The organism is Streptomyces sp. B8-7, assembly GCF_058833805.1.
The window spans coordinates 135,729-154,247 of record NZ_JBYRRL010000003.1; the positions used below are offsets into that span (position 1 = coordinate 135,729).

The window sequence follows — 18,519 nt, forward strand, 5'->3', positions numbered from 1 at the left end:
CCCGGATCACTTGCTGACGCCAGCCGTCATGCCTGCGATCAGCCGCTGGCCCAGCACGACGAACAGAACGAGCACCGGAACCATGATGATCACGACTCCGGCGAACATGCCGCCCCAGTCGGTGCCCGAGAACTGCTGCTGGTTGATGAAGGACAGCAGGGCGACGGGGAGGGTGCGGTTGGCGGTGTCGGTCAGCAGGACTAGGGCGAAGAGGGTCTCGTTCCAGGCTCCGAGGACCTGGAGGATGAGAGCGGTGATGATCCCGTTGCGGGCCATGGGCAGGACGACCTGGAAGAAGGTGCGCAGCGGGCCGGCTCCGTCCATGCACGCGGCTTCCTCCACCTCAAGGGGAAGGGTGCGGAAGTAGCCGGTCAGCAGGAAGACGGTGAACGGCATGGCGAGGCCGACGTAGACGAAGAGCAGGCCTTGCATGCTGTCCAGGAGCTGCAGGTGAGTGGCGGCCTGCGCTTTGGCGAGCGTCACGTACACCGGGATGATGATGAGCTGGGCGGGGACGCCGAGACCGAGGGCGAACAGCAGGGTCAGGGGGCCGCCGACCTTGCGCTTGGTGCGGGAGAGGGCATGAGCGGCCGGTGCTGCGATGGCGACGGAGATGATCGCGGAGCCGACGGCGGCGAGAACCGAGTTGAGCACGGCGGCACCGAATCCGCCGGTCTTCCAGGCCTCGGAGTAGTTCCCCCACCGGGGGTGGGTGGGCAGGCCGACGGGGTTGACAAAGATTTCTCTGGTGCCGCGCAGAGAGGTGATCACCATCCACAGCAGCAGCAGGATGTTGCCCGCACACAGGGCGCGGATGGCTGCGACGCCGAGACTGGCGGGGCGTAGCCGCCTCAGGAGGTGATGCGCCAGGCGGGAGGCCGTCTGTTGCTGTCCGGTTACGGAGGCCCGGGTTGTCGCGGTCATGGTGGGTCCTTTTGCGGCCGGCGTTGTTTCAGGCGAGCTCGACGGCGTCGCGGCGCATCATCCGGTGCAGGACGACGGCGGCGACGGTGACGAGAACGAGGCTGACCAGGGCGGCTGCGGAGGCTACACCGAAGTCGCGGGTGGTCTTGGCGGAGAAGGCGCTCTCGTACACGTAAAGGGCGGTGGTGTAGGTGTCGTTGGGAGGTGCCCCGCTGACGCTGCCGCCGAAGACGAGGACCAGCTCGAACACCTTGATGGTGGAGATGGTCCACAGGATCGCGCAAACGGTGATGACGTCCCAGGACAGGGGGATGGTGACGTTCCAGAAGCTCCGCCAGGGTCCGGCGCCGTCCAGTTCGGCGGCCTCGTAGTAGGTGGGGGGAATCTGGTCGACGCCCGACATCAGCACGGTGGTGTAGAAGCCGGTACCGGCCCACACCGTGACCGCGATGATCATCTTCATCAGGTTCTGCTCCCCCAGCCATTTCGGCGGGTGGCTGATGCCGACGACGTCGAGCAGGGCATTGACGATGCCGTCGGGGCGGAAGAGTAGTCCGGTCATGACTCCGAAGACGAGCGGGTTGACCAGAACAGGGAAGAACAGCACATTCTTGACGAACTTGCGGTCGGTCATCTCGCGCAGGACTGCGGTGATGGCGAAGCTGATCACGAAGACCAGCCCGCCTCCGACCAGGAGGATCAGGGCGGTGTTCTTCAGAGAGGTCAGGAAGATCGGGTCGTGGAAGAGGTTGGTGTAGTTCTTGAAGCCGCGTGGCTCGATGGTGCTGATGCCGTCCCAGCGTTGGAAGCTGAGCCACGCGCTGAAGATGATGGGGGCGATGAAGAACAGGGTGAACATCAGCAGAGCGGGGGTGAGGAACGGCCAGAAGGTGCGCCGTTGGGTGCGTTCCATCGGGCTGCCCGTCGGACGGCGGTTACGCCGCCCGACGGATCGAACTGCAGAGGACATGGGGATCAGCCCTTGGCCTTCCAGTAGTCCGCGCTGGCCTTGGCGCCCTGGGTGGCGAAGTCCTTTGCACTGATCTTGCCGAGCCAGAGCTTGCTGAACGTGGTGGAAAGGACCTTGTTCTGCCAGTCGGTGTCCGCGTTCTCACCCGGCAGTCGCAGGCTGGTGTCGTTCAGCTGTGCGGCGACGTCCTGCAGTTCCGCCGGCGGGGCGACGTCCGTGCGAGGGGTGACGTTCTTGGCGATGGTGGAGATGCCACTGAGCTGGTCCTTGTTGAGGAAGAACGCGATGAACTTCTCGGCCGCCTTGGCGTTCTCGGAGCCCTTGGGGATCGAGAAGCCGATGGGCAGGATGTCGGTGGCGTTCCTGGTCGCATCCCCTGTGGTGGGGAAGGTGATGGACTTGAACTCGTAGCCTGCGGGCTTGAGCTTTTGCACCTCGCTGGGCAGCCAGCTTCCCATGAGGAAGAAGACCGACTTGCCGTTGACCCAGCGCCCCTGCTGCTCGGGGTACTTCGTGGCGTCGTACCCCTTGATCAGGTAGCCGTTTCTGACCAGGTCTTCGGCCTGCTGGGCGGCCTTGAGGACGACGGGATCCTTGAAGGCGGCACCTGTCTTGTCCGACGAGAGTGCCTCCAGGGAGCCGCCGTTCCGGTTGAGCAGGTAGTCGAACCAGTACTGGGTGGCCCATCCCTGGTCGGCGTCGGTGCCGATGCAGGCCTTGCCCTTGGCCTTGGCGGCCTTGCAGATGGCGAGGAACTCGTCCCACGTCTTCGGCGGGGCGGTGACCAGCGGGTCCTTGCCGTTGTAGAAGAGGGAGATCGTGATCGCCTCGTACGGCACCATCCACGGGGTACCGTCCTTGCCCCGGGGAAGCACGTCGAGGTACTTCTGCGGGATGACGTCGCTGATTTTCTTGCCGCCGCCGGCACCCATGGACATCACCGGCGAGAGGTCCTCGGCCTTGCCGTTCGCCGCGAGGACCGGCAGCAGCCTGTCGTAGCTCTGGTCGACCAGGTCGGGGGCCTTCCCGGACAGCATCGCGGGACCGAGCTTGTCGAGGACTTCGCGGCCCTGCCACTGCACGTCGACCTTGATGCCGGTCTTCTTGGTGAAGGCAGCGATGGACTTCTTCAACGCCTGCGCCTGAGGTTCGGTCTGGGTCCACATCGACCAGTAGGTGAGGTGCTTGGAGCCCGCGTCACCGTCGGGCCCGTCGGAAGTCGTCGAACAGCCGGTAGCTGCCAGAGCGGTGATCAGAGCCAGGGCAGCGCTCGCTCTGAGCGGCTTCGCGTATGGCATGGGGGCATCCTTCGAGGTGGTGCGGCCTGAGGGTCAAGAGTGCGTCGACGAAGAGGCGAGGCGCCCGCGAGGCGCGGGGATGAAGGGCCTATGTGGAGTCTGAGGTCCTTGCCGGTTCGGTTTAGTTCGTCTAAAGTTCGAACTAAGTAGCACGTGCCTCAGTGTCGAAGCACGACGCTGATAAGTCAAGGGCTGCGAAAGATGGCGTCAGCGCTTCTTGTGGCCCCGCACCACTCCATGATCTCGGGGCCGCAATCCGCGGCCGCTAAGGAAGCACGGGAAGGAAACTATGCCGCCCACCAGGCCCGCCAAACCGACTGTCAGCATCGATGCAAGCCGGGTGGCTGTCGTCAGGCGGTCCAACCTGGGCGCGATCCTCAAACTCCTCAGGGATCACGGCCCCCGCTCCCGCAGCCAGCTCGCCACGGAAACGGGTCTGCCCAAAGCGACCATCTCTACGCTCGTCGCCGAACTACTCGAGCGCAACCTGGTTAAGAAGGGCGAACTGACCCGCAACCAAGGACTGGGACGCCCCGGCCTGGCCCTCGCCCTGGACGGCCGCGGCGTGTGCGGGCTGGGTATCGAGATCGGCACCACCTGCGTGCGAGGGCTGGCCCTGGATCCACTGGGATCGGTGGTCTTCGAGGCCCAGCAGCCCCTCGACGCCGCGCGTCTCGGAATAGAGGAAGTCTTCGACATCACCGGAGACCTCGCCCAGCAAGCACTAGCCGAAATCAGCTCCCGCGGTATCCAGCCGCTCCGGCTGTGTCTGGTCACTCCAGGCACCGTGGATCCAGACAGAGGCGATGTGGTCTTCGCCGCCAACGTCGCCTGGCACAGCGTCCCCGCCCTCGCCATGCTGCGTCAGCGCATCGGCAGGCAGAGCGTCGACCTGCGCATCGAAAACGATGCCCACGCCGCCTCGCTGGCAGAACTCACCGCCAGCGCAGCAGGGACGGCGAATCTTCTGCTGCTGACCGGCGAGAGCGGTGTCGCCGCCGGCGTTCTCATCGACGGCAAACTCACCCGCCTCAACGGTGAAGTCGGCCACGCCCCGCTCGGACCCGTCGACAGGGTCTGCGCATGTGGGCGCCTGGGCTGCTGGGAGACCGTGGTGGGGGTCAACGCTCTCCTCAGCCGGGTCGCCGACGCTGACGACCCTGTCCGCGATCACACGGTGAGCTTGGAGGAGCGCCTGGCAGAGGTGCGCAGGCGCGCCGTCGCCGGTGACGCCCGAACCCTGGACGGGGTTCGCTACGTCAGTGACCATCTGTGCCACGGACTGAGTGTCCTGACGGACATCGTCGGCCCTCACGTGATCGTCCTGGGCGGCTACTTCGCGTTCCTCAGCGACTACTTCGTCCCTGCTGCCCAGACTGCCCTGGATGCCCGGGTGATGACGCCGACCATGGCATCGACCCGTGTTGTGGGCTCCAGCCTCGGTTTCGCCGCCGCGGCGCGAGGTGCGGCCGAGATCGCCCTGGAAGCACTGTTCGATGACCCCACCCTGGTGACGTCACCCAGTGGTGCCTGACGGATCCGCACACCAGCCCGCCTCCACGTTCAAGGACGCCGTATGAGTGAACTGCGCATCACCGATGTCACGATGCCCACCGCCTCCCTCGGCCCGGTCAATCCGCTTCCTCCGCTGTTCTCTTCCCTGGACACCCACAATGTGGCCGATCCCGGGGGCGCGGACCCGGAGATGCGCCGCAACATCGCCTACGGCCGGGTGCGCCACGTGCTGCCCTACCTGATGCAGGACGGCTACTCCCGTGAACTGACCCCGCAACCCCACCGGGCAGCGGTTCTGGAGAACAAATATTTGCGCGCCACGTTCTTGCTGAACGTCGGCGGACGCCTGTGGTCTCTCGTACACAAGCCGACCGGCCAGGATCTGGTGTACGCCAACACCGCCTTCCAGCCTGCGAACCTGGCACTGCGGGATGCGTGGGTGGCCGGGGGCGTGGAGTGGAACTTCGGAACGATCGGCCACAGCACCACGACCAGTTCTCCCGTGCATGCCGTGGAGGCCCGCCGTCCAGACGGCACGGTGGTACTGCGCATGTACGAGTTCGAGCGGATCCGGCGGGCTGTGTTCCAGATCGACGCCTGGCTTCCGCAGGACTCTGAGGTCCTGTTCATCCACGTGAAGATCGTCAATCCGAACAGTGAGGACATACCGGTCTACTGGTGGTCCAACATCGCCGTACCTCAGCGCCTCGACACGAGGGTTCTGGCTCCCGCGGACGCAGCCTGGCAGTTCACCTACGACCGGTCGATCCGCGGGGTGCCGATCCCCCAGCATGACGGTGTCGACCGCACGTACCCCAGCCGCGCAGATGCTGCGGCCGACTACTTCTTCGATCTCAACCTGAACCGGCGGCCCTGGATCGCCGCACTCAACGGCGACGGTGCCGGTCTGGCGCAGGCATCGACGCGGCAGCTGCGAGGGCGCAAGCTCTTCGTGTGGGGACAGCACCGCGGCGGCAGACGCTGGCAGGAGTGGCTTTCCCCGTCCGGGGCGTCCTATCTCGAGATCCAGGCCGGTCTGGCCCGGACCCAGTTGGAGCACCTGCCTCTGCCGGCAGGCACCACTTGGTCCTGGCTGGAGGCCTACGGACGGGTCACCGCGGATCCGGTGGCCGTTCACGGCGACGACTGGGACGCCGCCAGGACTGCAGCCGAGTCCGCCGTCGACCAGCTGGTGAGCGCCGACCGCATGGCGGCCGAGGCGAAACATGCCCGTGACTGGGCTGATGCGGCTCCGACAGTCGTGCTGCACATCGGAACCGGCTGGGGTGCCTTGGAACGGCATCTGCGGTCCCACACCGGCGGCTCCCCCCTCGAGCTGCCGGCCACTCCGTTCCTCGACAGTTCCCTGGGCGCCGAACAGGAGTCGTGGCTCGCGCTGCTGTACCAGGGACGGCTACCTGCCTCGGACACGGCACCCGAGTCGTACCAGACGGACCCCGCCTGGGTGCCCTTGCTGAAGGAATCTGGCGGCTACCTGGCCGACCTGCACCTGGGAGTGCTCAACGCCGCCAACGGCAACCTGGACGAAGCCTCAGTGGCCTGGACACAATCCGTTCTGATGCGGCCCACCCCGTGGGCCTGGCGCAACATAGGGATGCTCGCCGCGCACGACGCAGAGTGGCAACTCGCGGCCACCTGCTATCGGCACGCCTACACCCTGTCCCCACGGACACTGCCCCTGCTGCACGAACTCGTCGAAGTACTGCTGAAAGCGGGCCAAGCCCGTGCCGCGCTGGGATACATCGACGCGTGGTGCGCGGAGAACGAGAGTGACGGCCGTCTGCGGCTGCTGGAGGCCCGAGCCGCGTTGGAGGACGGTCTCCTCGACCGGTGCCGCGCCCTGCTCGAGGACGGCATCGAGGTGCCGAACCTACGTGAAGACGACACCTCTCTCAGCGACCTGTGGAATCACTGTCAGCGCGCCCTGGCGACGTCCGGCCAAGCCGACGGCGAGGCTCTGCCCGTGCCCGAGCACTATGACTTCGTGATGAAGCCCGAGAGCGGGTCTGTCCAGTGAACGGCTCTGTCTCGCATTCGGCGGTGACAGTGCGTCATCGTTGATGTGCCTGGTCCGAGCTCAGAGGAGAGCAGTCGCAGACGCGTCGTCGAGCGGACCGTGCACGGTGTCGACGGTTCGCGTCACCCATGTTGGCCTGGGGGTGTTACTGCCAGCCACGGCAGCTACTTACCGCTACCACCGAGAGCGAGACAGGGCCAAACGTGGGTGCATCCACAACGCTGTGCGTACCGCAGAGATCATGAAGCGTCACGACCCCGCGATGTCTACGAGTTCAACCTGAGCCTGGATCCACCGCGCGATAAGCGGTCTGTGGACGGAGAAAAAGGAAGAGGTGCCTGATGACCTGGGATGATGGGAGTTCCTACGCCCTCATCAGTCCCACGAAGCAAGGCACCTCGTAAGTGAAAGTCTCCCACAGCCCGGCGACGCTGTTCGCCGCCTTCGACGACCCCGACCTGATCGCGCACGCCGGGCTCATCCCGACGATCCGGCTGGCCGAGCGGTGCGGTCTGCCCCGGTTGGTGGCCGAGAAGGTGAAGCTGACCGGCGCGAAGAACGGTGCCGGTACGGCAGCCGACGCAAAGGCCCTGTCGATCGTCGGCGGCATGATCGCGGGGGCGGACAGCATCGACGACCTGGACGTGCTGCGCCACGGCGGCCTGCCGCGCCTGTTCGGCGGGGTTCGCGCGCCGTCCACGCTCGGGTCGTTCCTGCGCGCGTTCACCTGGGGTCACGTACGCCAACTGGAGTCCGCGACACGGGCGTTCACCTGCAATCTCGCGGCACACACCGGCTTGGTCCCCACGACGGACGAGGTGGTGTTCGTGGACATCGACTCCAAGGTCAAGCAGGTCTACGGGCCGACCAGGCAGGGTGCCTCTTCCGGCTACACCAAACAGCGCGGCCTGCACTTCCAGATCGTCACCGTCAAGACAGGCACCTGCGCGCCGGTGATCGTGGCAACGAGGCTGCGCAAGGGCTCGGCAGGCTCCGGCAAGGAGCAATTGTCAAGAGTTGTGGTTCGGGTGACGCGTGATCAGGCAGCGGCGATCTCTGCGCGCTCGACCAGGACGCCGTTTTCGAACGTGGCGCCCGCGCAGACCAGGGCGACGAGGTCGGCTGCGGTGACCGCGCGCCAGCGGGCCTGGGCGGACTCGACCAGCTCGAACACCATCGCGAGGGCCGCGGCCGGGCTGCCCTGCCCGCGGGTGACCTTGGTGCGGAGCTTGACGGTGGAGAAGGTCAACTGGATCGGGTTGGTGGTCCGCAGGTGGATCCAGTGCTCGGCCGGGAAGTCGTAGAACGCCAGCAGTTCCTCCCGGTCGTCGGTGATCTTCACGACGGCCTTGGGGAACTTGGCGCCGTAGGTGCGCGCGAACGCCTCGATCACCTTCTCGGCGTGCGTTCGGTCCTCGGCGTTGTAGATCTCCTGCATCGCCTTCGTCGCGCCCGGCTGTGCGACTTCGGCAGGTGCTGGTGAACATCCGGGCCTTGTCGACCCAGCACCTCTGGTGGCGGGCGGCCGGGAACACCTCGGCCAGCGCTTCCACCAGACCCATCGCGCCGTCGCCGACGACCAGTTCGGGATCACGCATGCCCAGCGGCGGCAGTAGCACCAGCAGTTCGGCCCACGACTCGGTGGACTCGCGCAGCCCCTCGGCCAGCGCGATCAGTTCCTCGGTGATCAGGCGCACGCCCATCAGCACCAGGAACAGCAGGAGTGCGCCTGCCGGCGACCTTGAGGTACACCCATCACCCACACGTACACGTCGTGGGACTGAGCGAGGTCGCGCTGCTGGAAGGCGGCGTGGTCGTCGCTCCACTGCTTCGTAGCCGGGTCACGGTCGCCGGCGACAGCCCAGGCCGACTGCCGAGGAACTGCTCCAGCGCGGCGAATTCCCCAAGGAACAGTCCATGCAGGTCGAGCAGCGGCAGCACCTCGCTGACCTTGGGCGACTTGCGGCACCACGGCGGCAGGATCTTCGAGGAACCGTCCGCTCGCCGGTGGCCGCATCCACCCGCTTGTCGTTCACGCGCGGGCCGGTGACCTCGACGGGACCGGCCACGGTGGTGACAGTGCGGGCCGGTGGCGGCCGTTGCGCACCACCAGGCGACGCCCCGCCTGGTGCGTCTCGGCGACCAAGCTCGGCTATGTACTGGTTGAGCTACGGCTTCCCGCGCGGCGAGCATCCGCCGGGCGCCCTCACGGACGATCTCGTCGATCAGGGAGCCGAGCTGGTCGACCATCGGCATTGACTACGCTCGGCGCGGGGCTTGCCTTCCCGACCCGCGCTGCGAACGCGGGCCTACTCGGTGACCATCAAAGGATCATTCGGGAAGGTACGCCCTCCGCGTTCCTCCCGGGGTCGATCCACAGGTCTTGAGCATTGCTCTCCGGCAAGGGCGCCGCGTCACTGCTGCGTGAGGCGCTGGCCACCGTGCGGGCGATGGGCATCACCGCGCAGGTCATCGTCCGCGCCGACTCCGCGTACTTCTCCCACAAGGCCGTCGACGTCTGCCGCAAGGCCGGCGCACGGTTCTCACTCGCGGTCGCGGTCAGGAAGAAGATCCGCCAGGCCATCGCCGCCATTCCCGAGGACGCCTGGACACCGATCCAGTACGCCGCCGCCGTCTGGGACGCCGAAGAAGAACGCTGGATCTCCGACGCCGAGATCGCCGAGGTCCCCTTCACCGCGTTCACCAGCAAGAAGAAGGCGTTCCACACCACCGCCCGGCTGATCGTGCGCCGCGTGAAGCGCCTGAACCCGAAGAGCGTGCCCGAGGGGCAGGCCGAGTTGTTCGGCGTCTGGCGCCACCACGTCATCTTCACCGGCAGCCCGTTCGTCCTGGCCCAGGCCGAACCCATGCACCGTGAACATGCCCAGGTCGAGCAGGTCTTCGCCGACCTGGAAGACTCCGCGCTCGCCCACCTGCCGTCGGGGAAGTTCACCGCGAACGCCGCCTGGCTCACTCTCGCGGCCACCGCCTACAACCTCACCCGGGCCGCCGGCTACCTCGCCTCCGTCTTCCACGCCCGGGCACGGACCGGCACCATCCGCCGTCACTTGGTCCACGTCCCCGCCCGGATCGCCACCGGAGCCCGCCGCCTCACCCTCCACCTGCCCCAACTCTGGCCCGGGTTCCGCAGTTGATGTAGTGGGATAGTCCGTGAATTCGGGGGTTGACGTGCGGAAACGCGCCCTCGGCTGGTGTGACGGCGTGTATCTAGGGCTGGTGGTTCGTACTGGTCAGCGGCTCGCGGGGGTGAGCTGGTAGATCCGTGGCGGTGGGTCGAGCTTGAGGGCGTGGAGCAGGTCGCGTTGTGGTTTGGTGATCTCGGTGCGCTGCTGGAAGGTGCCGGCGGGGCCGGTGAAGGTGCCGAGCTTGATGCGGTCGAGTTCGTGGCGCAGGTTCGGCCAGGTCTGCCCGGTGTGGGTTTCGGCGATGCGGGCCAGGAGCAGGGCGAGCCAGCAGAGCAGAACGTGAGCGCGGATGCGTTCTTCCTTGCGGTGGAACACCGGCCGCAGGTCGATGACCTGCTTCATGTCCCGCCAGCCGCGTTCGACTTCGAGGAGCTGCTTGTAGCCGAGCGCGATGTCCTCGGTGGTCATCTTGGGGTCGGAGGTGCGCAGCAGGTACTTGCCGTCCAGGTTCTCCTCGGCCTTGATCTTCGCGGCGTCGATGCGCAGCAGCCCGCCGGGCGTGACGCGCAGGTAGCGGTTGAGTCCGGGCTTGGTGGAGATCACCCCGCGCAACTCGGCCCGCCTGGTCGGCGTGAGCTTGTCGGTGTTGTCGATCAGCTCGGTGAGGTGGGCGACGAGGCGGTCTCTGACCTTCGCGTCGCGGTCGGCGGCCTCGGGGTTGAAGCAGATGACGAACCGTTCGTCCTCACGGATGCGGACCTCCTTGACCCTCAGGTTGGCGCGGACGTCCTGGTAGCGGCCCTGGCGGGCCGGCGCCTCGGTGGCCTCGGCCGACCCGGAGCGCAGCTTCTCGCCGATGATGTAGTGATGGTCGCCCGTGCGCAGGTGGTGGCGGTTGCGTTCGGAGGCGAAGCCGCGGTCGGCGACCCACACGATCCTGGAGAGGATCCAGTTACGCATGTCGTCCTTGACCTGCCGGATCAGCGCCGATGTGCCGCTTCCTGGACCGGCTTGCCGGCCACTTCGACCACAAGGTCCACCTCGTGGTCGACGGGCACTCCGCCCACCGCTCCAAGAGGGTCCGCGACTGCCTCGCCGCCCACCCCTACGACGTCGAACTGCACTTCCTGCCGCCGTACTCGCCAGAGCTGAACCCTGACGAGCTGGTCAACGCCGACCTCAAGCACAGCCTGCCCCGGCAGCACCGAGCCCGTGACCAGGCCGAACTCGCCGCCGAAACCCGCCGCTTCTTCCGCAGACGCCAGCGCCAGCCACACATCGTCCGCGGCTACTTCGGCGGCCCACACGTCCGCTACGTCCTGGACGAGAACCCCATGAGTTTCTGATCAATAGTAACAGGCTGAGCACTGATGCAGGTAATTCTACGCTGTGCCGCCGGTCCTGCAGGTCTCACACTGTTTGCCAGTGTCTGTGAGCAACTCAAGCTGCCGGCATGCCGACTTGGGCCGGTTCCGTTGTAGCGAGAGCTGACTCACATACGCAGCCCGCAACGAGAAGAGAACGGATCACCACCCATGGTTTTCAGAGGAAAGATCGGCCGCGCGGTGGCGGCGCTTGCGGTTGGGAGCGTCATCGCGATCGTGCCGCCTGCCCTGCCGGAAGGCACTACGGCCTCGGCGGCCCCCTGCCCGAAGTCTGGCTGCGGATGGTCGGCGACACAATGGCAAAATTGGCGACAGAATAACCCGAAGGCGGCGAAATTCTTCGACGTGCTGGACTGGATGGTTACCATCGCCAGTTTCAGCCCGGCGGGTCCGGTTCCGGCGAGGACTTTCGGTAGGGCGTTCGGCCATGTGGGCACCGCGCGACCGATCAATGGGATGGAGCTGCCGGTTCGATGGCTTCCTGAGCTGGAGACCGTCGCGGAACGGGCGCTCGGGGAGGTCAATGAAGCCTTCGACATTCTGGACGAAGCCGCCGCCGGTCCAGGCCTGACCGGGGAGCAGGTTCAGCCCGAGCTGGATATAGCGCGAGCAGACGCAGAGGCCCTGGCCCAGGACCTGCTATCGGTGTACGACGGCACCGCGACGGCCGACATGATCGAAGCCGACCTCGCCAGGAAGATCCAGTCGGCGGCCGCCGATTTGCTTCGGGAAGCCGTGGCCATCAGCGATGCCTCCGCAGAGGGGGCGGTGCCCACGTACGACCAGATCGGATCATTCGACGGCGACTCCTCGGCCATGAGCGCGGACAACAAGGACCTCTGGAACGCGAACTGGCGCGAGGAGGTGGTCACCGAGGTCAAATCGGAGAGCGGGCAGCTCGGCAAGAAGAACAAGGCCATTGCGAGGCTCCTCGAACCCAACGGGAGGATCGGCAAGGTCCCCGGGGCCGCTGACACCTACACGAAGCTGGTCGGTGACTTCGCGGACTCGCTGGCAGACCCCACCAAGCCCGCCGCCGATGCCACGGTGAAGTTCGACAATCTCCAGAAGGAGTTCGCGGAGCCAAATAAGCAGGGCGTGGAGATGACGTACCTGCCCAAGGGCAACCTCGACAATGTGCGGGAGGCGATCGCGGCCAAGCGGATGTTCGAGGCGGGGATCACCGATTTCAAGCCGGGTGAGCCGGTCAGCGGACTGACGCCGGACTACGTGGCCACGGACGGGACCTTCCTCGGAGACGCCGTCCGCATGTCCGGGCAGAGGACTGCGGATGCCTTCAAGAGCGGTATCAGGGCAAAGATCGGCGAGAAGGTGGCGGTCTACGCCGAGAGGACCGGCAAACCAGTCCGGGTGGTGATCGACGCATCCGGCAACCCAGCCCTTGCCGGCAGCAGCCTCACTGACTTCCAAAGCCTCGTCTCCGCCGGCGTGCAATCGGCACCCTCGACCACCACGGCCAAACTCAAGGACGTCGTGGTCCTCGGGCCCGGCGGCATGCTCGCGCAGACCGATCCCACGGGAAGAATACTGACCTCCGCGCAGGCTGTACGGGCGAAGCGTTCACACGACCACATGAACCCGTCGCTCCCGACGGCATGGCTCATCGACCAGCACAGCGGCAAGTGCCTGGGAGCCAGCAGCGCCCAGCCATTCGCGCCCTGGACACTGCAGCCGTGCGACCGGACGTCGGCGAAGCAGATGATCACGCTCACCACGAGAGGGCAGCTGAGAGTCTTCCGCGGAGACGACGCACTGTGCGCGGCGCCGAACGGTACCCACCTGAGCGCGCCCGTGTGGAGCCGCTCCTGCACCCTGCCGCCGTCGCAGGCGGGGCTGACATGGAGAGTCGACACGGCCGGGCACATCACGAACACCCAGACCGGTCTGGTGCTGGACGTGTACGAAAACCGCACCGACGACGGCGCCCCGGTGACCGTCTACAAGTCCTCGAACAAGAGCCGGGATTCGAATCAGAACTTCGACTTCATCACCCGGACCACCGACCAGCCAATGCCGCTGGTGAACCCGAGCACCGGAAAATGCCTGACGGCCCCAGACACCGGCGGCTGGGACGAACGGATCGTCATGAAGACCTGCGACGGGTCCGCCGGACAGCGGTTCACATACAATTCAGAAAACAGGCATATCGAGGTCAACGGCGGCCGTGGCCTGCAGTGCCTGAATGCTAGCTGGACTGCCGCCACTATTTTCAGCCGGGCTTCGGCTCATGTAACGCTTCGAGACTGCAGCCGCTACGCTGATAAGTGGAACTTCAATGCCGACGGCACCATGAGTAGCTGGTACATTCTCCAATCTCGGACCGTGTGCATGGACATCACCGGCGATAGCCGTCGGGAGGGAGCGGAAGTCGGGTTGTACGACTGCCACGCCAACTATCACAACCAGCGTTTCACCCAGTTCAGTCTCACTTCCCTGTGAATTCGCCGAGGGGAGGTGCCCAGGACCCCGGCAGGGCGGTTGCAAAGTCGCGGTGATGTCGTGAGTGTGCAGGTCACGGCGGTGTGACGATGCTGGGAGCGCGCGCGACCGGACGCAACGAAGCTCCGTTGTGGAGGTGACCTTGCCAAGTCGCCTGCGCCCAACGGAGCTTCGATGTGCCGCCTGAGGTTGAAAGGGTGGGGTGACAGCGGGCGTTGGCGGTGCTACATCCTCGTTATGAGGTACGCGGACGGCGGCGGTCTGACCGCTGCAGGGCGGGCGAAGCGTGAAGCTGTGCGCTTCGAGGCCGCGGAGATGTTCGAGCAGGGGGTGCGGCCGCCGGAGGTGGCCCGCCGGATAGGGGTGTCGCGGAAGTCGGCGTACGCCTGGCACGCCGCCTGGCGCCAGGGCGGCAGAGCGGCTCTGGTGTCCAAGGGGGCCGGTGAACCGCCCCGGGTTCGGTAGAGATCTCAGATTGTGGTGATGACCTGGGGTTTCTTGAGTTCGGTGTAGTAGTTGGCTTCGTATTCGACGGGCGGGATGTGCCCTATCTCACCGTGGAGTCGGTAAGGTCAGCCCGGGGCGCGGTACTGGCCTTTCGACCAGCCCGTTTCCCCGGACCGCCTTCCGAACCCGCCGTGCGCCTCGTCAACGCAACGGGCTCTCCACAAGCCACATTTCGGGCCGTGTCCGGGTCCTCATACTGTCGCCAGCGGCCAGGGTGAGGGAATTCTTGATCCCCGGTAGCGGTACCGCGTAGTGCGTACCTTTGCCGGGTCAAATAGCTCCCGCTCCTGCCCTCTGGGCCACCATTGAGGTTTTCTCAGCGGTGATCACTTCCAGATTCCGTTGAGGACGAGGGCGGCGCGGGCGATGTCGCCGATCCGGCTGGGGCTGAGCGTGACACGTTGCAAGGTGCGCCATCGCTGCTTGAGCTCGGCGGCGGTCCGCTCGCCCAGGGCCCGGACATGCCGCAGCCACATGTTGAGCATGCGGGTATCGGTGTGAAGCGCCTGTTCGGACTTGCCTCTTGGGCGGCGGACCGGGATGCGAATGCCGATGCCCGCGCCGATGTAGCCCTTGTCCGCCAGGGTCGGCAGGCCCTCGGCCGCCGCCTTGTACAGGGCGGGCAGGGCGTGAATACGGGCGGCGGCGATGTCCGGGGTGGAGCCCGGCTCGACGTCGGAGGCCCACAGCGGGGTGCCGTCCGGGGCCGACAGGAACTGGATGTTGCCGCCGAACGCCTTGTGCTTCTGGCTGAACCACAGGTCATTCCCGTTGTCCCGGACGCCGGCGAGGCGGTCCGATTCGATCAGCGTGCCGTCCAGGACCCCGTGCGTCATGCCCTCGCGCCGGCAGCGGGCGAGGACTTCGTGCAGGTCGGGGGCCTGGTAGGCGAGGACGTTGATGCCCTCGTGCAGGTAGCGGTAGCCGGTGGCCTGCGAGACCCCTGCATCGCGGGCCAGGCAGTGCACGCAGCCGCGCTCACGGAACCAGCGCAGCACCAGCACCGCCTGCCGGAACGGTCCGAGCGCACGCGAGCCCTTCGGCGTGCCGATCTGCCGCCGGTGGGCGGCCAGCAGCCGGGCGAGGAACTCGACGACGTGGCGCGGGACGTCGAGCGTGGCAACATAGGTGACCAACGTGAAGCCTCTGGTTCAACGGACGATCTTGTGAGCAGGGCTTGGGCGAGTTCCGGGGTCGGGCGGTTGGTCGGGCGTGACCGGTTGGGGTGCATAGCGGAGCAGGCACGGGCTTCGTGATCATTGGGGTGTCGAAGCTCAACGATCATGAGGTGGCCCGTGCCTGCCGCTGCATCTTCTCTCATCCCGCCGGTGCTGGTGAAGCTGGGTCCGCTGGATGCCAGTCAAGTCGCTGACCTGCGTCCCTTTCTGGAGCGGGTGTCCGACCCGCGGGCGAGGCGGGGCCGCTGGTACCCGCTGACCGCGATCCTCCTCGTCTGTGCCTGCGCGGCCGTCTCCGGAATGAGGAGTGTGGATGAGATCGCCGAGTGGGCGGCACGGGCCTCGGACACCGTGCTGACGGCCGTCGGAGTCCGCCGGCACCCGCTCAGATGGCGCCGTGCCCCCTCGCGGACCACGATCGGCCGCGTGCTCGCGGCCGTCGACGGTGACGCCTTGGACCAAGCGGTCGGCGCCTACCTCACCGCCCGGAACACCGCGGGAACAGTCTCGGGGAAACGACAGGTGATCGCCGTCGACGGCAAGTCACTGCGAGGATCAGCCCGCCTGTCCGCCGGCCGCAGACACCTGCTCTCCGCCGTCACTCACCACCGGGCCCTGACCCTCGCCCAGGCCCAGGTCGGAACCAAGACGAACGAGACCGCGCACTTCCGGCCCCTGCTCGAACCGCTGGACCTGACCGGCACCGTCGTCACCTTCGACGCCCTGCACTCGGTCAAGGCGAACGTCACCTGGCTGGTCGAGACGAAGAACGCCCACTACATTGCCATGATCAAGCGGAATCAGCCGACCGCCCACCGGCAGCTCACCGCCCTGCCCCGGCCGGACATCGCCGTCCAGCACACCGCTTCCTCTGCCGGACACGGCCGCCGGGAGTCCCGCTCGATCAAGACCTGCGGCATCGCCGACGAACTCGGCGGGATCGCCTTCCCCCACGGCCGCCTCGCCCTCCGCGTCCACCGACGCCGCAAACAGACCGGCGAGCGCGAGAGCCGCGAGACCATCTACGCCGTCACCAGCCTCGACGCCCACCAGACCACCCCGGCCGAACTCGCCGCCGCCGTCCGCGGCCACTGGGCCGTCGAGACCCTGCACCACGTGAGAGACGTGACTCAGGGAACTTGATCAAGCCCTGGTGAAGTAGCCGGCGTCCGGTTTCAGGACCAGGGTCTGCGACCCGTCCTGCGCGGTGTCGACCTTTGTGGCGACCCTGGCCTGATGCTTCGACTCGCCGGACTTACGGTCCGTGGAGGAGTCCCACATCATCGGCGCGGGCGCCTCGGCGACCAGCTTCCCGGCCATGTCCTTCAGCAGCAGGTGGCCGGAGTCGGCCACCGACAGCAGAAGCCCCTTCAGCCGCATGGATATGCGGTACTCCAGCGGGCCCTCGGGCGCCTTGTCCATCGCCCCCAAGAAGGCTGCTGAAAATCTGGTGTTCTGGCCCCGGCTCGGTGGAGTCGGGGCCAGTCTTGTAGGCATGCAGGGGGAATGGGCCGGGGAGCCGGTCGGGCCGGATGTGTGGGAGACGTGCCGGGAGCTGATCCCGGCGGGGAGTGTGTTCGCGTTCCTGGCCGAGCACCGCGAGGTGCTGTTCCCGGCGGAGATGTTCGCGGACATGTATCCCTCGTCCAACGGCCGTCCGAGTCTGCCGCCACAGGTCCTGGCCGCGACCGTGGTGCTGCAGAGCCTGCACGGGCTGTCGGACTTCGAGGTCGTTCAGGAATTGCGGTGTGACCTGCGGTGGAAGGCCGCTTGCGGGCTCGGCCTGCACGACACCGCGTTCGATCCGTCGTTGTTGACGTACTTCCGGCGCCGCCTGCGCAACTCGGCCGATCCGACGCGGATCTTCACCAAGGTCAAGGAGGTCGTGGCCGCGACCGGGGTGCTCAAGGGCAAGCAGCGGCGGGCGCTGGACTCCACCGTCCTCGATGACGCGGTGGCCACCCAGGACACCGTCACCCAGATCATTTCCGCGATCCGGCGGGTGATCCGAGAGGTTCCCGGCGGCCAGGAGACGGCCGGCCGGTGGTGCACGGCCCACGACTACACCAACCCGGGCAAACCGAGGATCGCCTGGGACGACGAGACGGCCCGCGCCGCGCTGGTCGACGCGCTGGTCACCGACGCCCTCAACCTGCTCGGACACCTGCCCGAGCAGAACCTGGGCGAGAAGGCGGCGGACGCCGTCGGCCTGCTGGCCCTGGTCGCCGGACAGGACGTGGAACCCGCCAAGGACTCCGACGGCCGCGACGGCCGCTGGCGCATCGCCAAGCGCACAGCACCCGACCGGACGGTGTCCACCGTCGACCCCGACGCCCGGCACATCCACAAGAACCGCACCCGCCACCAGGACGGCTTCAAAGGACATGTCTCCTTCGAGCCGGAGACCGCACTGTTCACCGCCGTCGCCCTGACCGGCGGCTACGGGCCCGGCAACCACGAGGCCGCCATCGCCGCCGACCTGCTGGCCGACGAAGAAGAGGGCACGGAGTTAACCGTGCTCGGCGATTCCGCCTACGGCACCGGCGAACTGCGCGAGCGCCTTCAAGGCCAGGGCCACACCCTGGTGATCAAACCGCCGCCGATCCGGACGGCCGTCCCCGGCGGCTTCACCATCGACGACTTCCGCCTCGACCTGGCCGCCGGCACCGCGACCTGCCCGGCCGGACACACCGCCAACCTCGGGCAGGTCAAAGCAGACGGCGCCCGCACCGCCCAGTTCAAACGCCTCTGCGCCGACTGCCCCCTGCGGGAACGCTGCACCACCTCCAAGACCGGACGCACCGTGAACGTCCACCCCCAGCACGAACTGCTGGCCGCCGCCCGCCACCAGGCCGCCACCGACCCCGCCTGGCAGGACGAATACCGCCGATGGCGGCCCCCCGTCGAACGCGCCATCGCCTGGCTCGTCGGCAAAGGCAACCGCAGAGTCCCCCACCGCGGCGTGATCGCCAACAACATCTGGCTCCACCACCGCGCCGCCGCCCTCAACCTCCGCCGACTGATCAACCTCGGACTCACCCGGACCAGCACTACCTGGCACCTCACCCCCGCCACCGCATAGGGAAAGGGGCCATCCG

The 18,519-nt window shown here is 66.9% G+C and carries 13 protein-coding genes and 3 pseudogenes; 8 read left to right on the forward strand and 8 right to left on the reverse strand.

Annotated features, from left to right (window positions below):
* Positions 1-6: 6 nt before the first annotated feature.
* The 3 genes from AC5K6T_RS15935 to AC5K6T_RS15945 form a co-directional block, all read right to left on the reverse strand.
* Positions 7-924: a carbohydrate ABC transporter permease gene (locus tag AC5K6T_RS15935; RefSeq protein ID WP_493209585.1), complete on the reverse strand. Its 918-nt coding sequence runs from the start codon at positions 922-924 to the stop codon at positions 7-9.
* Between the two features lie 28 nt (positions 925-952).
* Positions 953-1,837: a carbohydrate ABC transporter permease gene (locus tag AC5K6T_RS15940; protein WP_493209587.1), complete on the reverse strand. Its 885-nt coding sequence runs from the start codon at positions 1,835-1,837 to the stop codon at positions 953-955.
* Positions 1,838-1,899: 62 nt separating this feature from the next.
* Positions 1,900-3,192, reverse strand: coding sequence for an ABC transporter substrate-binding protein (locus AC5K6T_RS15945; RefSeq protein ID WP_493209589.1), 1,293 nt, complete (start codon positions 3,190-3,192; stop codon positions 1,900-1,902).
* 289 nt (positions 3,193-3,481) lie between these two features.
* Here AC5K6T_RS15945 and AC5K6T_RS15950 point away from each other — a divergent pair, with 289 nt between their 5' ends.
* Together AC5K6T_RS15950 and AC5K6T_RS15955 are read left to right on the forward strand one after the other, a co-directional pair.
* Positions 3,482-4,726 (forward strand): ROK family transcriptional regulator, encoded by a 1,245-nt coding sequence (locus AC5K6T_RS15950; protein ID WP_493209591.1) that lies wholly within the window; start codon positions 3,482-3,484, stop codon positions 4,724-4,726.
* Between the two features lie 42 nt (positions 4,727-4,768).
* Positions 4,769-6,745: a DUF5107 domain-containing protein gene (locus tag AC5K6T_RS15955; protein ID WP_493209593.1), complete on the forward strand. Its 1,977-nt coding sequence runs from the start codon at positions 4,769-4,771 to the stop codon at positions 6,743-6,745.
* A gap of 364 nt (positions 6,746-7,109) precedes the next feature.
* On the opposite strand, the gene AC5K6T_RS15960 is transcribed toward AC5K6T_RS15955, so the two are convergent.
* A complete protein-coding gene (locus tag AC5K6T_RS15960) occupies positions 7,110-7,472 on the reverse strand; it encodes a hypothetical protein (protein ID WP_493210892.1) in 363 nt (120 codons plus the stop codon).
* A gap of 312 nt (positions 7,473-7,784) precedes the next feature.
* Positions 7,785-9,001 (reverse strand): annotated as a pseudogene (locus AC5K6T_RS15965) (IS256 family transposase).
* A gap of 134 nt (positions 9,002-9,135) precedes the next feature.
* Here AC5K6T_RS15965 and AC5K6T_RS15970 point away from each other — a divergent pair.
* Positions 9,136-9,900 carry an IS1380 family transposase gene (locus AC5K6T_RS15970; RefSeq protein WP_493209595.1) on the forward strand — a complete coding sequence of 255 codons (765 nt, stop codon included), beginning with the start codon at positions 9,136-9,138 and terminating at the stop codon, positions 9,898-9,900.
* 96 nt (positions 9,901-9,996) lie between these two features.
* Here AC5K6T_RS15970 and AC5K6T_RS15975 read toward each other — a convergent pair.
* A pseudogene (locus AC5K6T_RS15975) lies at positions 9,997-10,896 on the reverse strand (IS1634 family transposase); the annotation flags it as partial.
* Here AC5K6T_RS15975 and AC5K6T_RS15980 point away from each other — a divergent pair.
* The 3 genes and pseudogenes from AC5K6T_RS15980 to AC5K6T_RS15990 form a co-directional block, all read left to right on the forward strand.
* Positions 10,881-11,237 carry a transposase gene (locus AC5K6T_RS15980; RefSeq protein ID WP_493209597.1) on the forward strand — a complete coding sequence of 119 codons (357 nt, stop codon included), beginning with the start codon at positions 10,881-10,883 and terminating at the stop codon, positions 11,235-11,237. The pseudogene AC5K6T_RS15975 and the gene AC5K6T_RS15980 overlap by 16 nt on opposite strands.
* 189 nt (positions 11,238-11,426) lie before the next feature.
* Positions 11,427-13,736 (forward strand): RICIN domain-containing protein, encoded by a 2,310-nt coding sequence (locus AC5K6T_RS15985; protein ID WP_493209599.1) that lies wholly within the window; start codon positions 11,427-11,429, stop codon positions 13,734-13,736.
* 237 nt (positions 13,737-13,973) lie between these two features.
* Positions 13,974-14,180, forward strand: a pseudogene (locus AC5K6T_RS15990) (helix-turn-helix domain-containing protein); the annotation flags it as partial.
* 389 nt (positions 14,181-14,569) lie between these two features.
* On the opposite strand, the gene AC5K6T_RS15995 reads toward AC5K6T_RS15990, so the two are convergent.
* Positions 14,570-15,379: a transposase family protein gene (locus AC5K6T_RS15995; RefSeq protein WP_493209601.1), complete on the reverse strand. Its 810-nt coding sequence runs from the start codon at positions 15,377-15,379 to the stop codon at positions 14,570-14,572.
* A gap of 192 nt (positions 15,380-15,571) precedes the next feature.
* Between AC5K6T_RS15995 and AC5K6T_RS16000 the strand changes: the two genes are divergently transcribed.
* Positions 15,572-16,564: an ISAs1 family transposase gene (locus AC5K6T_RS16000; RefSeq protein ID WP_493209603.1), complete on the forward strand. Its 993-nt coding sequence runs from the start codon at positions 15,572-15,574 to the stop codon at positions 16,562-16,564.
* Here AC5K6T_RS16000 and AC5K6T_RS16005 read toward each other — a convergent pair whose 3' ends face one another.
* Positions 16,565-16,843, reverse strand: coding sequence for a hypothetical protein (locus AC5K6T_RS16005; protein WP_493209605.1), 279 nt, complete (start codon positions 16,841-16,843; stop codon positions 16,565-16,567).
* A gap of 73 nt (positions 16,844-16,916) precedes the next feature.
* On the opposite strand from AC5K6T_RS16005, the gene AC5K6T_RS16010 reads away from it, so the two are divergent.
* A complete protein-coding gene (locus tag AC5K6T_RS16010; protein WP_493204868.1) occupies positions 16,917-18,503 on the forward strand; it encodes an IS1182 family transposase in 1,587 nt (528 codons plus the stop codon).
* Positions 18,504-18,519 lie beyond the last annotated feature (16 nt).

Bases quoted from the DNA above. Each gene is read 5' to 3' on its own strand.
- AC5K6T_RS15935 (WP_493209585.1), bottom strand. From the start codon at position 924: ATGACCGCGACAACCCGGGCCTCCGTAACCGGACAGCAACAGACGGCC.
- AC5K6T_RS16010 (WP_493204868.1), top strand. From the start codon at position 16,917: ATGCAGGGGGAATGGGCCGGGGAGCCGGTCGGGCCGGATGTGTGGGAG.
- AC5K6T_RS16005 (WP_493209605.1), bottom strand. From the start codon at position 16,843: ATGGACAAGGCGCCCGAGGGCCCGCTGGAGTACCGCATATCCATGCGG.
- AC5K6T_RS15950 (WP_493209591.1), top strand. From the start codon at position 3,482: ATGCCGCCCACCAGGCCCGCCAAACCGACTGTCAGCATCGATGCAAGC.
- AC5K6T_RS15940 (WP_493209587.1), bottom strand. From the start codon at position 1,837: ATGGAACGCACCCAACGGCGCACCTTCTGGCCGTTCCTCACCCCCGCT.
- AC5K6T_RS15945 (WP_493209589.1), bottom strand. From the start codon at position 3,192: ATGCCATACGCGAAGCCGCTCAGAGCGAGCGCTGCCCTGGCTCTGATC.
- AC5K6T_RS15985 (WP_493209599.1), top strand. From the start codon at position 11,427: ATGGTTTTCAGAGGAAAGATCGGCCGCGCGGTGGCGGCGCTTGCGGTT.
- AC5K6T_RS15980 (WP_493209597.1), top strand. From the start codon at position 10,881: ATGTGCCGCTTCCTGGACCGGCTTGCCGGCCACTTCGACCACAAGGTC.
- AC5K6T_RS15955 (WP_493209593.1), top strand. From the start codon at position 4,769: ATGAGTGAACTGCGCATCACCGATGTCACGATGCCCACCGCCTCCCTC.